The 15,197-nt window shown below is 72.7% G+C and carries 13 protein-coding genes; 12 read left to right on the top strand and 1 reads right to left on the bottom strand.

Annotated features, from left to right (window positions below; all coding sequences use genetic code 11):
- The first annotated feature begins 2 nt into the window (after window positions 1-2).
- The 9 genes from ABT123_RS32375 to ABT123_RS32335 all read left to right on the top strand — a co-directional run bounded on the left by ABT123_RS32375 (window position 3) and on the right by ABT123_RS32335 (window position 10,296).
- Window positions 3-827, top strand: a complete 825-nt coding sequence (locus ABT123_RS32375; RefSeq protein ID WP_351321237.1) for an alpha/beta fold hydrolase — start codon at window positions 3-5, stop codon at window positions 825-827.
- A complete protein-coding gene (locus ABT123_RS32370) occupies window positions 824-2,017 on the top strand; it encodes a glycosyltransferase (protein WP_351321235.1) in 1,194 nt (397 codons plus the stop codon). Before ABT123_RS32375 ends, ABT123_RS32370 begins: the two co-directional genes overlap by 4 nt.
- Before the next feature lie 62 nt (window positions 2,018-2,079).
- Window positions 2,080-3,933, top strand: coding sequence for a class I SAM-dependent methyltransferase (locus tag ABT123_RS32365; protein ID WP_351321233.1), 1,854 nt, complete (start codon window positions 2,080-2,082; stop codon window positions 3,931-3,933).
- Window positions 3,930-4,859 (top strand): galactokinase, encoded by a 930-nt coding sequence (locus tag ABT123_RS32360; protein WP_351321231.1) that lies wholly within the window; start codon window positions 3,930-3,932, stop codon window positions 4,857-4,859. The genes ABT123_RS32365 and ABT123_RS32360 overlap by 4 nt, the downstream gene beginning before the upstream one ends.
- A gap of 67 nt (window positions 4,860-4,926) precedes the next feature.
- Window positions 4,927-6,144 (top strand): alkaline phosphatase family protein, encoded by a 1,218-nt coding sequence (locus ABT123_RS32355; protein ID WP_351321229.1) that lies wholly within the window; start codon window positions 4,927-4,929, stop codon window positions 6,142-6,144.
- An 8-nt stretch (window positions 6,145-6,152) separates the two neighbouring features.
- The gene (locus ABT123_RS32350) at window positions 6,153-7,409 is read left to right on the top strand and encodes an MFS transporter (protein ID WP_351321227.1); all 1,257 of its coding nucleotides are present in this window, start codon (window positions 6,153-6,155) and stop codon (window positions 7,407-7,409) included.
- A gap of 20 nt (window positions 7,410-7,429) precedes the next feature.
- On the top strand, window positions 7,430-7,807 hold the full coding sequence (locus ABT123_RS32345) for a MazG-like family protein (RefSeq protein ID WP_351321225.1): 378 nt from the start codon (window positions 7,430-7,432) through the stop codon (window positions 7,805-7,807).
- Window positions 7,808-7,816: 9 nt separating this feature from the next.
- On the top strand, window positions 7,817-8,731 hold the full coding sequence (locus tag ABT123_RS32340; protein WP_351321223.1) for an SDR family oxidoreductase: 915 nt from the start codon (window positions 7,817-7,819) through the stop codon (window positions 8,729-8,731).
- 77 nt (window positions 8,732-8,808) lie between these two features.
- Window positions 8,809-10,296, top strand: coding sequence for a glycoside hydrolase (locus ABT123_RS32335; RefSeq protein ID WP_351321221.1), 1,488 nt, complete (start codon window positions 8,809-8,811; stop codon window positions 10,294-10,296).
- Window positions 10,297-10,365: 69 nt separating this feature from the next.
- On the opposite strand, the gene ABT123_RS32330 is transcribed toward ABT123_RS32335, so the two are convergent.
- On the bottom strand, window positions 10,366-11,115 hold the full coding sequence (locus ABT123_RS32330; protein ID WP_351321219.1) for a TetR/AcrR family transcriptional regulator: 750 nt from the start codon (window positions 11,113-11,115) through the stop codon (window positions 10,366-10,368).
- Window positions 11,116-11,220: 105 nt separating this feature from the next.
- On the opposite strand from ABT123_RS32330, the gene ABT123_RS32325 reads away from it, so the two are divergent.
- The 3 genes from ABT123_RS32325 to ABT123_RS32315 all read left to right on the top strand — a co-directional run bounded on the left by ABT123_RS32325 (window position 11,221) and on the right by ABT123_RS32315 (window position 15,180).
- The gene (locus tag ABT123_RS32325) at window positions 11,221-13,503 is read left to right on the top strand and encodes an ATP-binding cassette domain-containing protein (protein ID WP_351321217.1); all 2,283 of its coding nucleotides are present in this window, start codon (window positions 11,221-11,223) and stop codon (window positions 13,501-13,503) included.
- A gap of 86 nt (window positions 13,504-13,589) precedes the next feature.
- Window positions 13,590-14,513 carry a phosphotransferase family protein gene (locus ABT123_RS32320; protein ID WP_351321215.1) on the top strand — a complete coding sequence of 308 codons (924 nt, stop codon included), beginning with the start codon at window positions 13,590-13,592 and terminating at the stop codon, window positions 14,511-14,513.
- Between the two features lie 100 nt (window positions 14,514-14,613).
- Complete coding sequence (locus ABT123_RS32315; protein WP_351321213.1) at window positions 14,614-15,180, top strand: dihydrofolate reductase family protein; 567 nt, start codon at window positions 14,614-14,616, stop codon at window positions 15,178-15,180.
- Window positions 15,181-15,197: the final 17 nt, after the last annotated feature.

The following is a 15,197-nucleotide window of genomic DNA, read 5'->3' as shown; positions in this document are numbered from 1 at the left end:
CCATGGCCGAGGTATCCGCCAACGGGCTCCGCTTCCACGTACAGCGGCTGCCCGCCCCCGAGGACGCCGGCTCCGGCCGGCCCGTGGTGGTCTTCCTGCACGGGCTGGTCGTCGACAACCTGTCCTCCTTCTACTGCCCGCTCGCCGTCCCGGTCGCCCGGTCCGGCCACGAGGTGGTCCTCTACGACCTGCGCGGACACGGCCGCACCGAGCGGCCCGCCGCCGGGTACGACAGCGCGACCGCCGTCCGGGACCTCCTCGCCCTCCTCACCGCACTCGGTCTGGCACACCGGCCGGTGCACCTGGTCGGCAACAGCTACGGCGGCACCCTCGCCGTGCACGCCGCGCTCACCCGGCCGGACCTCGTCGCCGGTCTCACCCTGCTCGAACCCCCGCTCAGCGGGGCCTGGGTGGAGAACATGGTCGACACCCTGTCGGCCGCCGCTCTCAGCCTCGAAGACAGCGCGGTCCCGGGCGAGTTGCGCTCGCTGCGGTTGCGCAAGGCCGCCAATCTGACCGCCGTCGCCGATGAGCTCCTCAACCGCACCACGCTCATCGACGACATCGCGGCCGGCCGGACCTTCACCGCGGCCGATTACCGGCGGCTGCGCTGCCCGGTGCTGATCGTGTGCGGGGAACACTCCGAACTGGTACCGGGAGCACTGGAGTTGGAGCGGCACGCGGACCGCTGCGCGGTGGAGGTCCTGCCCGGGCTCGGGCACGACGTACTGAAGGAGAGCAGCGGCGCCCTGCGCAAGGCCGTGCTCGCCCATCTCGACGAGGTGGCGGCCGACGACGGCCGCCGGACGGGGGCTCTGGTGCCGTGAAGGTCCTCTTCGTCGTCCCGCCGCTGGCCGGGCACGTCAACCCGACCGTGGCCGTAGGCTCCGAACTCGCCGCCCGGGGCCACGAGGTGGCCTGGACCGGTCCGGCGGGGGTGCTGTCGGAGCTGCTGCCCGGCCACGCCCGGATCCTACCGGCCGGCGACCTGGCCGGCGGCTCGTACCTCTCCCTGCACGAGCGGTGGCGGGACCTGCGCGGGGTGCGGGCGGTGCAGTTCCTCTGGGAGGAGGCGCTGGTGCCGCTGGCCCGGACCATGGTGCCGGGGGTCACCGAGGCCGTGCGCGCGTTCCGCCCGGACGTGCTGGTCGCCGACCAGCAGGCGCTGGCCGGGCCGGTCGTGGCGCGCCGGCTCGGGGTCCCGTGGGCGACCTCCGCGAGCACCTCGGCGGAACTGACCGGGCCTTTCGAGGGGTTCCCCAAGGTCGGGGAGTGGGTGGCGGATCGGATCGCCGGGCTGCTCGCCGAGTTCAACGACGGGAGCGGGGACGGGGACGCCGGCTGGGACCCGCGGTTCTCGGAGCGACTGGTGCTGGTGTTCTCCACGCCCGAACTGGTCGGCCGGGAGCGGCAGTTCCCCGACCACTACGCCTTCGTCGGCCCCGCCTTCGGCTCGCGTCCGCCCTCCCCCGGCTTCCCCTGGCGGCAGCTCGATCCGGACCGCCGCCGGGTGCTGGTCTCCCTGGGCACGCTCAACCGGGAGGCCGGCGGCCGATTCTACGCCGCCGTGCTCGGCGCGGCCGAGCGGCTGGCCGGATCCGGAATCCAGCTGATCCTGGCCGCGCCCGCCGCCCTGGTCCACAGCCTGGCCGGCGGCCCGCTGCCGGACGGCGTACTGCTCCGGGAGACCGTGCCGCAGCTGGAGCTGCTGCCGCACCTCGACGCGGTCGTCAGCCACGCCGGCCACAACACGGTGTGCGAGACCCTCGCCCACGGGCTGCCGCTGGTCCTCGCACCCATCCGGGACGACCAGCCGATCGTGGCCCAGCAGGTCGTCGACGCGGGGGCGGGGGTCCGGGTGCGGTTCGGCCGGACCCGTGCCGAGGAGCTGCGGGACGCGCTCACCTCCGTGCTGGACGAGCCCGGCCCGCGCCGGGCCGCCCGGCGCATCCAGGCCTCCTTCGCCGCCGCGGGCGGTGCCGCCGCTGCGGCCGACCATGTGGAGAAGCTGATATGACGCCGCCCTTCCGCCCGACCAGGCCGACCACGCCGACCGGGCCTACCGGTTCCGTTCCGTGGGTGTCGCTGGCGCTGATCACCGCGCTCGGCGCCGGAACCGTACGGGCCCGGCGGCGGCTGCGCGCCCTGCCGGTGCTGCCCGCCGCCACCGGCGCCACCCTGCTGCCGCGACCCGCCGGCTGGTACCTGATCACCGCGCCGGGGGTGGAGGCCGACGCGGCCACCTTCCTGGCCGCCTGCGCGTACGCCGACCGGCAGGGCCTCCAGGTGCTCGACCTGATCCCGGCGGACCTCCCCGCCGAGCAGGCCCTCGGGCTGCTGCGCCTGGTGGACCCCGCCGGCTATCCGCAGGACCGGCTGGCGGAGGGCCGGGGCGCCGGGTACGCCGTGCTGGTCGCCGAGGCCGTCCTGGACCGCGCCGGCTCGGGCGACTGGGCGGCAACGGCACCGCGGACCCGGTCCGAACTGCTGGCTCTGGTCCGGCGGTTGAAGGAGTTCGCCCCGGCCGCCACCGGACTGGCCGTCGCCCCCGGGCTGCGCTCCGGCCCGGCCGGCCGGCCGACGGACCGGGCCGGCGAGCTCCGCGCCCAGGGGCTGCCGCCGGGGCCGCTGGCCGGTGCGCAACTCGCCGGACTGGCCGCGCTCGCGGCCGGATGCGTACGGCAGGGCCGCTGGGGTGCGCCGGCCGCGCTCCTGTACTGGCTCCAGCCCTACGCCGTGCTCGGCGGGCGGCGCGGGCCGCTGCGGCCGGCCGATCTGGGCCGGGCCACCGCGGGCCGGCCCTGGCACTCCCTCCGCACGGCCCTCCGTACCGCCACCTCGACCGACACCACCACCGCCGACCCACGCCCGAACGGCGGCACGGCCCCCGCCCCGGACCCTGCCGCCGCATACCGGGCCGAACTGGCCGCCGGCACCGACCGGTTCCTCGAGGCCCGCCGCTGCGACTGCCCCTGGTGCGGCTCCGAGCAGCTCGCCGTCCGCGTCCGGGTGCCGGACCTGCTCCAGGGCAAGCCCGGCCTGTTCGTCCTCGAACGGTGCGGCGACTGCGGCCACGTCTTCCAGAACCCCCGGCTGACCCCGGAGGGTCTGGATTTCTACTACCGGGACTTCTACGACGGGCGCGGCGGCGAGGGCGCGGGCACGGTCTTCGGCCGGCTCGGCGAGTCGTACCGGCTCCGGGCCGAGATGGTCCGGCCCTACGCCCCGCCCGCCGGACCCGCGTCCTGGCTCGACGTCGGCACCGGACACGGGCACTTCTGCAATGCCGCGCGTGCCGTGTGGCCGGACACCCGGTTCGACGGGCTGGACATGGGCGAGGGCGTGCGGGCGGCGGAGCTGCGCGGCTGGGCCGACACCGGATACCAGGGCCAGTTCCCGGAGTTCGCGGCGAAACTGGCCGGCCAGTACGAGGTGGTCAGCATGTTCCACTACCTGGAGCACACCCGCGACCCGCTGACCGAACTCGACACGGCGGCGACGGTGCTCGCCCCCGGCGGCCATCTGGTGATCGAACTGCCCGATCCGGAATCTCGGATGGCCCGGCTCCTCGGACCGGCCTGGCTGCCCTGGTTCCAGCCGCAGCACCAGCACCTGATGCCGGCCGCCAACCTGCGCGAGGCGCTCGCCGACCGCGGGTTCACGGTGCTGGCCGAGGAACACGGCCCGGCGCACCAGGGCAACGACTTCTTCGGCGCGGTCGCCCTGACCGTGACCCGGCTGGCCCCCGATCCGCACAGCCCGTGGGCCGCCGGCACCACGCCGGGGCGCCGTGCGCTGCGGCATGCGGTGCGGGCCGCGTCCCTCCCCTGCTTCGTGGCCGCGGCCGGGCTCGACACCCTCCGCTCGGTGGTCGCCCGGCTCACCGACGGCGGGAACGCCTACCGGATGCTGGCCCGCAAGGACGAGGGGTGAGCGCGGTGGCCGGGGACGCACAGGACCTCGCCCGCCGGGCCACCGCCGACCCGTTGTTCCGGCTGGCCGCCTACGCCCTGGAGGCGGCGCACGGCCGGCCGCCCGCGGCGGTGTGGAGCGCCCCACACGCCTTCCACCTGGGGCCCGGGCTGGTGGCGGCGGCCGGCTGGCCGGTGGCCGCCGCGGCGGCGCCCCGGACGGACGGCCTGGTACGCCTGAGCTCGCTGAGCCATCCCGCGCACAGCTGCGATCTGCCTCTCGAACCGGCGGGCGGCGGGGGCTCGGGGCTGCCGGACGCGGTCCCGGACTGGGCCGCCCGTCCGTACCGGCTGCTGCGGGCGCTGGCGCGGGCGGGGTACGGGACCGGCGGCACGGACCTGCACGTGCAGGGCTCACTCACCCCGGCCGCCGGGCTGGCCACCGAGGAGCCGGCGGACTGCGCGATCGCGCTGGCCGTGGCCGACGTCCACGGGGCCTACGCGGACGGAGCCCACGCCGACGAGGCCCGCGAGGAGCTGGCCCGGCTGATCGACGCGGCCCTCCCCGGCGGGGACCGTGCGCTGCGCCGGGCCGTGCTGTTCGCCCGCCCCGGCCGGGCGCTGCTGCTCGACCCCGCCGGGCCGGCCCGGTCCGTCGCGTTCGACCCGCCCGCCTCCGGCGCACGGCTGGTGCTGATGGCCGTACGCGGGGAGCCCTCGGAGTGGGCCGGGGAGCTGGGGCGGGCCCTGGAGTGTGCCCGGCGGGCCGGGGCGCTGAGCGCCTGGCCTCCCGGGGAACGGCCCGGGCGCAGTGCACTGGTGCTGCTCCCGCAGGACCGGGTGCCGGCGGTTCGGGCCGGGGTCGCGGCGGATTTCCGCGACCGCGGCCGGCCGGTGCCGCGGTTCCTGAACATCGCCGTGGCCGGTGCGGCCCGGCGCGCGGAATAACCCCGTACCACCCAGAAGAACCCAGAACAACCCACAACCACCCTTCACCACGAGGAGTACCTCTGTCATGTCCTCAAGAACACCGAAGCGGGCCCGCTGGTCCGCACTGATCGCCGCGGTGGGCGCCTTCGGCCTGCTGGGTGCGTTCACGGTCGCCAACTCCCAAGCGGCCGACAGCGGTTCACATGCGGCACCCGCCGCCGCGGCGGCCCTCCCGGCGTACGACCACGTGGTGGTCGTCGTCTACGAGAACAAGCAGTACGGCGAGATCATCGGCAGCGCCAACGCCCCGTACATCAACCAGCTGGCCAACAACGGCGCCAGCCTGACCGCCATGAAGGCCCTCACCCACCCCAGTCAGCCGAACTACTTCAACCTGTTCTCGGGCTCCACCCAGGGCATCACGGGCGACGGCTGCTACACCCCGCAGTCGATGACCGCGGCCAACCTCGGCCAGGAGCTGATCGCGGCGGGCAAGACCTTCGCCACGTACAACCAGGGTCTGCCGAGCGAGGGTTCGACGGCCTGCACCAACGGCCAGTATGCACAGAAGCACAACCCCTGGTTTGCCTTCAAGAACGTGCCGCTGAACACCGGGAAGACCTGGACGCAGTTCCCGCAGGGCAACTTCGCGGCGCTGCCGGACTTCTCGTTCATCGTGCCGGACCAGTGCAACGACATGCACTCCTGCCCGGTGTCCACGGGCGACACCTGGACGAAGAACAACATCGACGCATACGCGCAGTGGGCGAAGGCCAACAACAGCCTGCTGGTGCTGACCTGGGACGAGGACAACTTCCTCGGCTCCAACCAGATCGCGACCGTGTTCTACGGCGCGCACGTGAAGACGGGCAAGTACAGCACCGCCTTCAACCACTACAACCTGCTGCGCACCTTCGAGGACCTGTTCGGCACCACGCACGCGGGGAACGCCGCGAACGTCCAGCCGATCGCGGAGGTGTTCGGCACGGGCGGCCCCGACCCGACCCCGACCCCGACGCCCACCCCCACCCCGACCCCCGGTGATCTGAAGGTCACCGACCCGGGGCCGCAGACCTGCAAGTTCAACCAGTCCTGCACGATCCAGGTCACCGCGACCGGTGGCAAGGCGCCGATCCGGTATGCGGCCACCGGTCTGCCCTGGGGCCTGACGATGGACGCCAACTCTGGCCGGATCAGCGGCAAGCCATGGGGCAGCGGCACCATCCAGATCGCCGTCACCGCGACCGACTCGGCCGGTGCCACCGCGAACGCCACCTTCCCGCTCACCATCAACTGGTTCTAGGGAGAGCCGTGTACCTGTCTGCCAGCCGGGCGGCGGACGCCGCCAAGGACATCCCCGCGACCGCCACCGGGCGCCGCGCGGTCCCCGGTACCGTCCTCGCGCTCGGCCTGGTCAGCCTGGTCACGGACATCTCCGCGGAGATGGTCACCGCGGTGCTGCCGCTGTACCTGATGGCAGGCCTCGGCATGTCTCCGCTCGCGTTCGGCGCCCTGGACGGGCTTCACCAGGGCGCCACCGCGCTGTTCCGGCTGGCCGGCGGGCGGGTCGCGGACCGCACCCGGCGCCGCAAACTGGTCGCCGGGGTGGGCTACGGGCTGTCCGCCGCCTGCAAGGCCGGCCTGCTGGCCGTCGCCACGCCCTGGTCGGTGGCGGCGGTGCTGGCCGCCGACCGCACCGGCAAGGGGCTGCGCACCGCCCCGCGCGATGCGCTGATCTCGCTGTCCGCGCCGCCCGAGGAGCAGGGCCGGGCCTTCGGTGTGCACCGGGCGATGGACACGGCCGGTGCGCTGCTGGGCCCGTTGGCCGCGTTCGGGGTGCTGTGGGTGGCGGTGGACGGCTATGACGCCGTGTTCACGGTCAGCTTCTGCTTCGCGGTGCTCGGCGTGGTCCTGCTCGGGCTGTTCGTACGGGAGGCCCCTGCGCCCGCGGCCGTGCGCAGCTCCCCGCTCCCGCCGCTGCGGACCCTGGCCGCCCTGCCGGGTCTGCGCCGGCTGTGCCTGGCCGCCGCCCTGCTGGGGCTGGTCACGGTCAGCGACGCCTTCCTCTTCCTGCTGGTGCAGCGGCGGCTGGAGCTGCCGGCCGCCTGGTTCCCGCTGCTGCCGGTGGGCACGGCGGCGGCCTTCCTGCTGTGTGCGCTGCCGGCCGGCCGGCTCGCCGACCGGATCGGCCGGCAGCGGGTGTTCCTCGGCGGCCACGCCCTGCTGCTGCTCGCCTGCCTGCTGCTGCTCGGCCCGGTGCCGGCCGGTCCGGCCGTCGCCGTGGGGGTGCCGGCCCTGCTCGGGGTGTTCTACGCCGCAACCGACGGGGTGCTGATGGCCGCGGCCGGTCCGCTGCTGCCCGAGGAGCTGCGCAGCACCGGCCTGGCCTGTCTGCAGACCGTCCAGGCACTGGCCCGCTTCGCCGGGTCCCTGCTGTTCGGCGCCGCCTGGACCCTGTGGGGCCCGCACTCGGCGCTGGCGGTCGCCGCAGCGGGGCTGGCCGCCGTCCTGATCACGCTCAGCCTGCTCGCCTCGGCCGGTAAGCTCCGGATCACGCACCGGAGTTGACCGGAGTCGATCGGAGACCCATGCACGACGCCGATGTCTGGAAGACGATCTCTGCCCTGGCCGAGACCTTCGAGGTCCGGGACACCGGGCGGGGGGTGGCACCCGAGGAGCAGTGGACCCTGCAGGTACTGAAGATCGGGGAGGAGTTCGGCGAGGCGGCGCAGGCCGTCATCGGAGTGCGCGGCACCAACCCCCGCAAGGGCACCTCGCACAGCTGGGAGGACGTGCACGACGAGGTGGCAGACACCATCATCACCGCGATGGTGTCCCTGACCCGGATGCGGCCCGATGACGCCCCGGCCTACTTCGCCCGGCAGCTCGCCCTCAAAGCCGACCGCTTCCTGACCCTCCCGGAACCGACGGCCGAGGTCACGCCCGATCAGGCCGACACACCCTAGGCTCGGCGTATGTCCAAAGCTCTGGAAGGCAAGGTCGCCCTGGTCGCCGGCGGCACCCGCGGGGCGGGCCGCGGGATCGCCGTGCAGCTGGGCGCGGCGGGCGCGACGGTGTACGTCACCGGGCGCAGCACCCGGGGCAAGCGCTCGGAGTACGACCGGCCGGAGACGGTGGAGCAGAGCGCGGCACTGGTGACGGAGGCGGGCGGGCTGGGCATCCCGGTGGTGTGCGACCACCTGGTGCCGGAGCAGGTCGAGGCGCTGGTGGGCCGGATCGACGCCGAGCAGGGCCGGCTGGACGTGCTGGTGAACGACATCTGGGGCGGTGAGCTGCTCTTCGAGTGGGAGAGCACGGTCTGGGAGCACGATCTGGACAACGGGCTGCGGCTGCTGCGGCTCGCGGTCGAGACCCATGCGATCACCAGTCATTTCGCGGTGCCGCTGCTGCTGCGCACGCCGGGCGGGCTGGTGGTGGAGATGACGGACGGGACCGAGGAGTACAACCGGTCCACGTACCGGGTGTCGTTCTTCTACGACATCGCCAAGTCCTCGGTGCTGCGGATGGCGTTCGCGCTGGGGCACGAGCTGGGCCCGCGCGGGGCGACGGCGGTGGCGCTGACTCCGGGCTGGCTGCGTTCGGAGATGATGCTGGAGAACTTCGGGGTGACGGAGGCGAACTGGCGGGACGCGACGGACCGCGTCCCGCACTTCGCGATCTCGGAGACCCCGTCGTACGTGGGGCGGGCGGTGGCGGCGCTGGCCGCCGACCCGGATGTGGCCCGCTGGAACGGCCGGTCGCTGTCCAGCGGGCAGCTGGCCCGGGAGTACGGCTTCACCGATCTGGACGGCAGCCGGCCGGATGCCTGGCGGTACCTGGTGGAGGTGCAGGACCCGGGCCGTCCGGCGGACACCACCGGATACCGCTGACCAAGTGATCTTGATAGTGCACGATGAAGTGCGTGCGCATCGAGATCCGGGGCGCGCGGACTTGTTTGGGGGGTCTCATGGAACGTCGTACGGTCCTACGCGGGCTGGCGGGTCTGCCGGTGGGGGCGATGGCTGTGGTCTCCGCCGCCCAGCCCGCCCGGGCGGACTTCTCCACCACGGTGAATCCGTCGGTCAGCTGGGGGACTTGGGAGGGGTGGGGCACGTCGTTGGCCTGGTGGGCCAATCAGCTGGGCCCCCAGGAGGATCTGGCCGATGTGCTGTTCAGCCGGAAGACCGTCCGGTTCCGCGGGCAGGAACTGCCCGGCCTGGGGATGAACGTGGTCCGCTACAACGCCGGCGCCTCGGGGACGAACAGCATCAATGGCAGGACGATGCAGCCCTCGCCGACACTGGACGGCTTCAAGCAGATCGAGGGCTACCAGCTCGACTGGTACTCGGCCGACCCCCGGTCGGCGAGCTGGAACTGGAACGCCGACGCGAACCAGCGCGACATGATGTGGCTGGCCAGGGACCGGGGCGCCGACACATTCGAACTCTTCAGCAATTCGCCGATGTGGTGGATGCTGAAGAACGACGATCCGCGCGGGGCGGCGGACCCGCTGACCTGCAACCTGCAGTCCGGGAACTTCGGCCGCCACGCGGCCTATCTGGCGACGGTGGCGCGGTACGCCCACGATCACTGGGGCATCGACTTCACCTCCGTCCAGCCGGTCAACGAGCCGGGGGCCCGGTGGGGCGGATATCCGGCGGGCTTCATCGGCGGACAGGAGGGCTGCCACTACGACCGGGCCCAGCTGGCCGAGATCATCCGGCAGACCCGCTCCCAGCTGGACGCCCGGGGCCTGCAGCGGATGACGGTGGCCGGTCTTGACGACTGGGGCGTGGGCAGCGCCGTGTACCACTGGAAGAACAACTCCGACTTCAACGCCGCCACCCGCGCGGCCGTGGGCCGGGTGAACGTCCACGGATACGAAGAGAACGGTGACCGCGCCGCGCTGTACAACGCCGTGGCCGCGGACGGCAAGAACATCTGGATGTCCGAGTACGGCGACGGGGACACCAGCGGCCTGCGCCTCGCCGGGAACCTCAATCTCGATCTGCGCCGGCTCCACCCGACGGCCTGGGTCATCTGGCAGATCCTCGACTGGGAGAACTACGGGGCGATCACCCTCACCAACGGGGTGATCGGCGCCGTCAACCCGAAGTACTTCGTCCTGGCCCACTACATGCGCCACATCCGCCCCGGCATGCGGATCATCGACGCCGGCCATCCCGACGCCGTCGCGGCCTACGACAGCGTCAACCACAAGCTCGTCATCGTCGCCGTGAACCACGGCGACGGACAGTGGATCGACTTCGACCTGTCCCGGTTCACCAAGCCCGGTCAGGAAGGCGCCGTCGTCGACCGCTGGGCCACCGGCACGGACACCGGCGGCGAGCGCTACCAGCACCACACGGACACCCTGGTGCGCGGCAACCGGTTCTGGTCCTACTTCAACGCCCGTACCGTGCAGACGTTCGAGGTCTCCGATGTGTACCTGTAGCGGGTAGGGCCCGTCACCCCTCGCAGCCCCCGTCCGGCGGCTGCGAGGGGTGACCTGTGACGGCGGAGCCTAGTTGCGGGGCAGGCGGGCCGCGATGCCGTCCAGGACGCAGCGGAGGCCGAAGGCCCAGGCGGTTTCCGGGCTGTAGGCGCCGACGTTGCTGCCGACCCGGAAGGCCAGCGGGTAGGCGTCGTTGTCCATGACCCGTTCCAGCAGGGGCGCGGTGGTGTCCCACCACTCGTCGTCGCTCTGCCGCCGGTTGTGCTCGGCCGCGTCGAGGGCGGCCCGGACGGTCGCGTGCACGAAGGCGAGGAGGTGGGTGAGCCCGGCGTCCATCTCCACGTCGGGCAGGCCGATGCCCTCGAAGGCGGCGAGCTCACGCTCGTACTTCCCGATCACGCCGGGGCCCATGGGCGGGCGGGTGGCGGCGAGGTCGGCGACCCAGGGGTGCCGGAACAGCAGGTCGCGGTTGTCGTCGGCGACGGCCGTCAGCCGGGTCCGCCAGTCGGCGTCCGCGGGGACCGGCCGGCACTCCATCCGCCCCCAGACCTGGTCGAGCATGAGGTCGAGCAGCTCGGCCTTGCCCGGGACATAGGTGTACAGGGACATCGGGGTGACGCCCAGGGCGGTGGCCAGGGAACGCATGGTCAGGGCGGACAGCCCCTCCCGGTCGGCCAGTTCGACGGCTGCGTCGACCACCGTGTCCACGCTGAGCCCCTGCCGCGGTCCGCGCCGTCCGGCCGGCTCCTGCGCGGGCTCGCGCCACAGCAGCTCCAGCGTGCGGGCGGGGTCTTCCGTACCACTCCGGTCCTTGCTCATGAGCTCTCCCTCTCCCTCTCTCAGGCTCTCTCCGACTTACTCTCTACACCGTATACAGTACAGTGTAGAGAGTAAGCCCGAAACACCCCCGCCGTGAGGAGTTCCGTGCAGATCACCACCACATCGCCGACCGCCGCCGCCGACGGACATCAGGTCATCCAGGTCCGAGGCGCCCGCGAGAACAACCTCGTGGACGTCTCGGTCGACATCCCCAAGCGCCGGCTGACGGTCTTCACCGGCGTCTCCGGATCCGGCAAGTCCTCGCTGGTCTTCGGCACCATCGCCGCCGAATCACAGCGGATGATCAACGAGACCTACACCGCGTTCATCCAGTCCTTCATGCCGAGCCAGGGCCGGCCCGACGTGGACGCCCTGCACAATCTGAGCGCCGCGATCGTTGTGGACCAGGAGCGGATGGGCGCCAACTCCCGTTCCACCGTGGGCACCGCCACCGACGCCTCCACCATGCTGCGGATCGTCTTCAGCCGCCTCGGCACCCCGCACATCGGCACCTCCACGGCCTTCAGCTTCAACACCCCGGACGGCATGTGCCCGCGCTGCGAGGGCATCGGCCGGGTGTCCGACATCGATGTGGACCAGCTGGTGGACCGCGAACTCTCGCTGAACGAGGGCGCGATCACCGTTCCCGGGTTCGCCGTGGACTCCTGGTACTGGCAGATCATGGCCAACTCCGGCTTCTACGACCCGGACCGGAAGCTGAAGGACTTCAGCGAGCAGGAGTGGGCGGACTTCCTGCACAAGCCCGCACTGAAGGTGAAGGTGGGGTCCGGCAACCAGACCTACGAGGGGCTGATCACCAAGATCCAGCGGACGTACCTGTCCAAGGACCGCGAGTCCATGCAGTCCCACATCCGGGCCTTCGTGGACCGGGCGGTGGTCTTCGCCGACTGCCCGGACTGCGGCGGCACCCGGCTCGGCCCGGCCGCACTCTCCTCCCGCATCCACGGGCTGAACATCGCCGAGTGCTCGGCGATGCAGATCAGCGACCTCGCCGCATTCGTCGCAAAGATCGAGGACCCCGGGGTCGCCCCGCTGCTGGCGAACCTCCGCGGCCTGCTCGATTCCCTGGTGGAGATCGGCCTGGGCTACCTCAGCCTGGACCGGCCGGCGGGCACCCTCTCCGGCGGCGAGGCCCAGCGGGTCAAGATGGTCCGCCACCTCGGCTCCTCGCTCACCGATGTCACCTACGTCTTCGACGAACCCACCACCGGTCTGCACCCGCACGACATCCGGCGGATGAACGACCTGCTGCTGCGGCTGCGCGACAAGGGCAACACGGTGCTGGTCGTCGAGCACAAGCCGGAGGTCATAGCGATCGCCGACCACGTGGTGGACCTGGGTCCGGGCGCGGGCACCGCCGGCGGGCACCTCTGCTACAGCGGGGACGTGGCCGGGCTGCGCGCCTCGGACACCCTGACCGGCCGTCACCTCGGGCACCGGGCCCGGCTGCGCGAGCAGGTCCGGCAGCCGCGCGGAACCCTCTCCATCAAGGGTGCGGACCTGCACAACCTCAAGGACGTCAGCGTGGACGTGCCACTCGGGGTGCTGGCCGTGGTCACCGGCGTGGCGGGCTCGGGCAAGAGCTCACTGATCCACGGGTACCTGGCCGGCCGGGACGGGGTGGTGGTGGCCGACCAGTCCCCCATCCGCGGCTCGCGCCGGTCGAACCCGGCGACGTACACCGGTCTGCTGAACCCGGTCCGGACCGCCTTCGCGAAGGCCAACGGGGTCAAGGCGGCCCTGTTCAGCGCCAATTCGGAGGGGGCCTGCCCGAACTGCAACGGCCTCGGCCTGGTGTACACGGACCTGGCGATGATGGCCGGGGTGGCCTCGGTGTGCGAGGAGTGCGAGGGCAAGCGGTTCACCCCGGAGGTCCTGGCGTACGGACTCCGCGGCAAGAACATCAGCGAGGTGCTCGACATGCCGGTGGAGGAGGCGCACGCCTTCTTCCCGACCGGCCAGGCGCGGACGATCCTGGGCCGGCTGCTCGACGTCGGCCTGCCCTACCTGCGCCTGGGCCAGCCCCTCAACACCCTCTCGGGAGGCGAACGGCAGCGCCTCAAGCTGGCGATCAACATGGCCGAGAAGGCCTCGACCTACATCCTGGACGAGCCGACCACCGGCCTGCACCTGGCCGATGTGGACAAGCTGCTGGCCCTGCTGGACCGGCTCGTCGAGGGCGGCAACTCGGTGATCGTCATCGAGCACCACCAGGCGGTGATGGCCCATGCGGACTGGCTGATCGACATCGGCCCGGGCGGCGGCCACGACGGCGGCCGGGTGGTCTTCGAGGGCACCCCGGCCACCCTGGTGGCAACGTCCGACACCCTGACGGCCCGCCACCTCCGGGAGTACGTCGGCTCCTAGCCGCCGGACCACGGCCGGACCGGGTGAACCCCGCCCGCGCGTAATGGCGTTGCGGCCCTGCTCAGGGCCTGGCTACGGTGCCGTCCATGCTGCCTTCCGTGGAAACCGACGAAGAGTGGGACGAGATCGTCCCCGACGAGAACGTGATGCGCCCGGGCGTCGAGCACCTCTGCGGACGGCTCGGGCTCGCCGGCGCCCCGCTCGTCCGCTTCACCGAAGGCTCGCAGCCCGTCTACGCGGTCGGGGAAGAGCACGTACTGAAGCTCTTCCCCGGCGCCGCCGCCGAGGACGGCATCACCGAGGGCCGGGTGCTGACCTTCCTCCAGGACCGGCTGCCGGTCCCGACCCCGCAGGTGCGGAGCTTCGGGCCGTACGAGGCCGGCTGGCAGTACGTCCTGATGTCCCGGCTCCCCGGCGAGGGGCTCGCAGCCGCCTGGCCGCGCCTCCCGCAGGACGCCCGGGAGCGCCTGGTCACCGAGGCGGGCGAGGCCCTGGCCGCACTGCACGCCCTGGACCCGAGCCCGCTGGCCGGCCTGCTGGGGCCCGGCGACTGGGAGGCGTTCCTCGCCCGTCAGCGCGCCGGCGCGGTGGAGCAGCAGCGCGGGCGCGGACTGCCGCCCGGCTGGCTGGAACAGATACCGGACTTCCTGGCCGGCGTCCCGCTGGCGGCCCCGGCGCGGCCCGCCCTGCTGCACACCGAGTTCATGAGCCAACACCTGATGGTGGCTCCGGACGCGTCCCGCCTCACCGGCCTCTTCGACTTCGAACCGGCGATGATCGGAGACCCGGCCTACGACTTCGTCGCGGTCGGCCTGTTCGTCACCCGCGGGGACACCGGCCTGCTCGGCCGCTTCACCAAGGCGTACGGCCGTACGTTCGAGCCGCGTGAGCTCCTCGCCCACACCCTGCTCCACGTGTACAGCAACCTGCCGTGGTACCTGAGGGAGCTGCCCACCCCGGCCGAACCCACCCTCGACGCTCTGGCCGAGAGCTGGTTCGGCACGAGCTGACCCGGCTCGGGCCAGGCTCGCCGGGCGCGCCGGGCCGGCCGACGGGCCGCGGGCGCCGGGTCCCCGACCGTCGGCCCGTCCGCGCCTATGCTCGTCCACCATGGGACGGATCATCCTGCCGGTGTCGGTGTCCCTCGACGGTTTCATCGAGGGACCCGGCCGTGAGCTCGACTGGCACCTGGTCGACGACGAACTGCACACCCACTTCAACGAACAGCTGGCCCCGATGGGGGCCTTCCTCACCGGCCGGGTCACCCACGAGCTGATGGCGGCGTACTGGCCGACCGCCGACGAGGACCCGGCCGCGAGCGGCCCGACCGCGGAGTTCGCGGCGATCTGGCGGGACATGCCGAAGTACGTGTTCTCCCGGACCCTGGAACCGGCCGAGCACACCGCCTGGAACACCACGGTGGTCCGCCGGGTGGACCCGGCGGAGATCGAGGCGCTCAAGGCGGCCCCCGGCGGCGACCTGGCCCTCGGCGGCGCCGATCTGGCGGCCTCCTTCATGCGGCACGGCCTGATCGACGAGTACCGGCTCTACGTCCATCCGGTGCTGCTCGGTGCCGGCAAGCGGCTCTTCCCGGCCGCGGACACCCGCACCCTGCTGCGCACGGCCGGCACCCACACCTTCGGCAACGGCGTGGTCCTGCTGCGCCACCTCACCTGAACCGCCTGCCCCTCAGG

It is taken from the genome of Streptomyces sp. NPDC002054, assembly GCF_040296685.1.
In the GTDB taxonomy this organism is placed as follows: domain Bacteria; phylum Actinomycetota; class Actinomycetes; order Streptomycetales; family Streptomycetaceae; genus Streptomyces.
The sequence above is the reverse complement of the archived record's forward strand: the minus strand, read 5'-3'. Positions and strand labels throughout refer to the sequence as shown.

What these genes read in the sequence shown, in the direction of transcription:
- ABT123_RS32330 (WP_351321219.1), bottom strand. Translation starts at nt 11,115, where the DNA reads ATGAGCAAGGACCGGAGTGGTACGGAAGACCCCGCCCGCACGCTGGAG.
- ABT123_RS32335 (WP_351321221.1), top strand. Translation starts at nt 8,809, where the DNA reads ATGGAACGTCGTACGGTCCTACGCGGGCTGGCGGGTCTGCCGGTGGGG.
- ABT123_RS32315 (WP_351321213.1), top strand. Translation starts at nt 14,614, where the DNA reads ATGGGACGGATCATCCTGCCGGTGTCGGTGTCCCTCGACGGTTTCATC.
- ABT123_RS32375 (WP_351321237.1), top strand. Translation starts at nt 3, where the DNA reads ATGGCCGAGGTATCCGCCAACGGGCTCCGCTTCCACGTACAGCGGCTG.
- ABT123_RS32340 (WP_351321223.1), top strand. Translation starts at nt 7,817, where the DNA reads ATGTCCAAAGCTCTGGAAGGCAAGGTCGCCCTGGTCGCCGGCGGCACC.
- ABT123_RS32320 (WP_351321215.1), top strand. Translation starts at nt 13,590, where the DNA reads ATGCTGCCTTCCGTGGAAACCGACGAAGAGTGGGACGAGATCGTCCCC.
- ABT123_RS32345 (WP_351321225.1), top strand. Translation starts at nt 7,430, where the DNA reads ATGCACGACGCCGATGTCTGGAAGACGATCTCTGCCCTGGCCGAGACC.
- ABT123_RS32355 (WP_351321229.1), top strand. Translation starts at nt 4,927, where the DNA reads ATGTCCTCAAGAACACCGAAGCGGGCCCGCTGGTCCGCACTGATCGCC.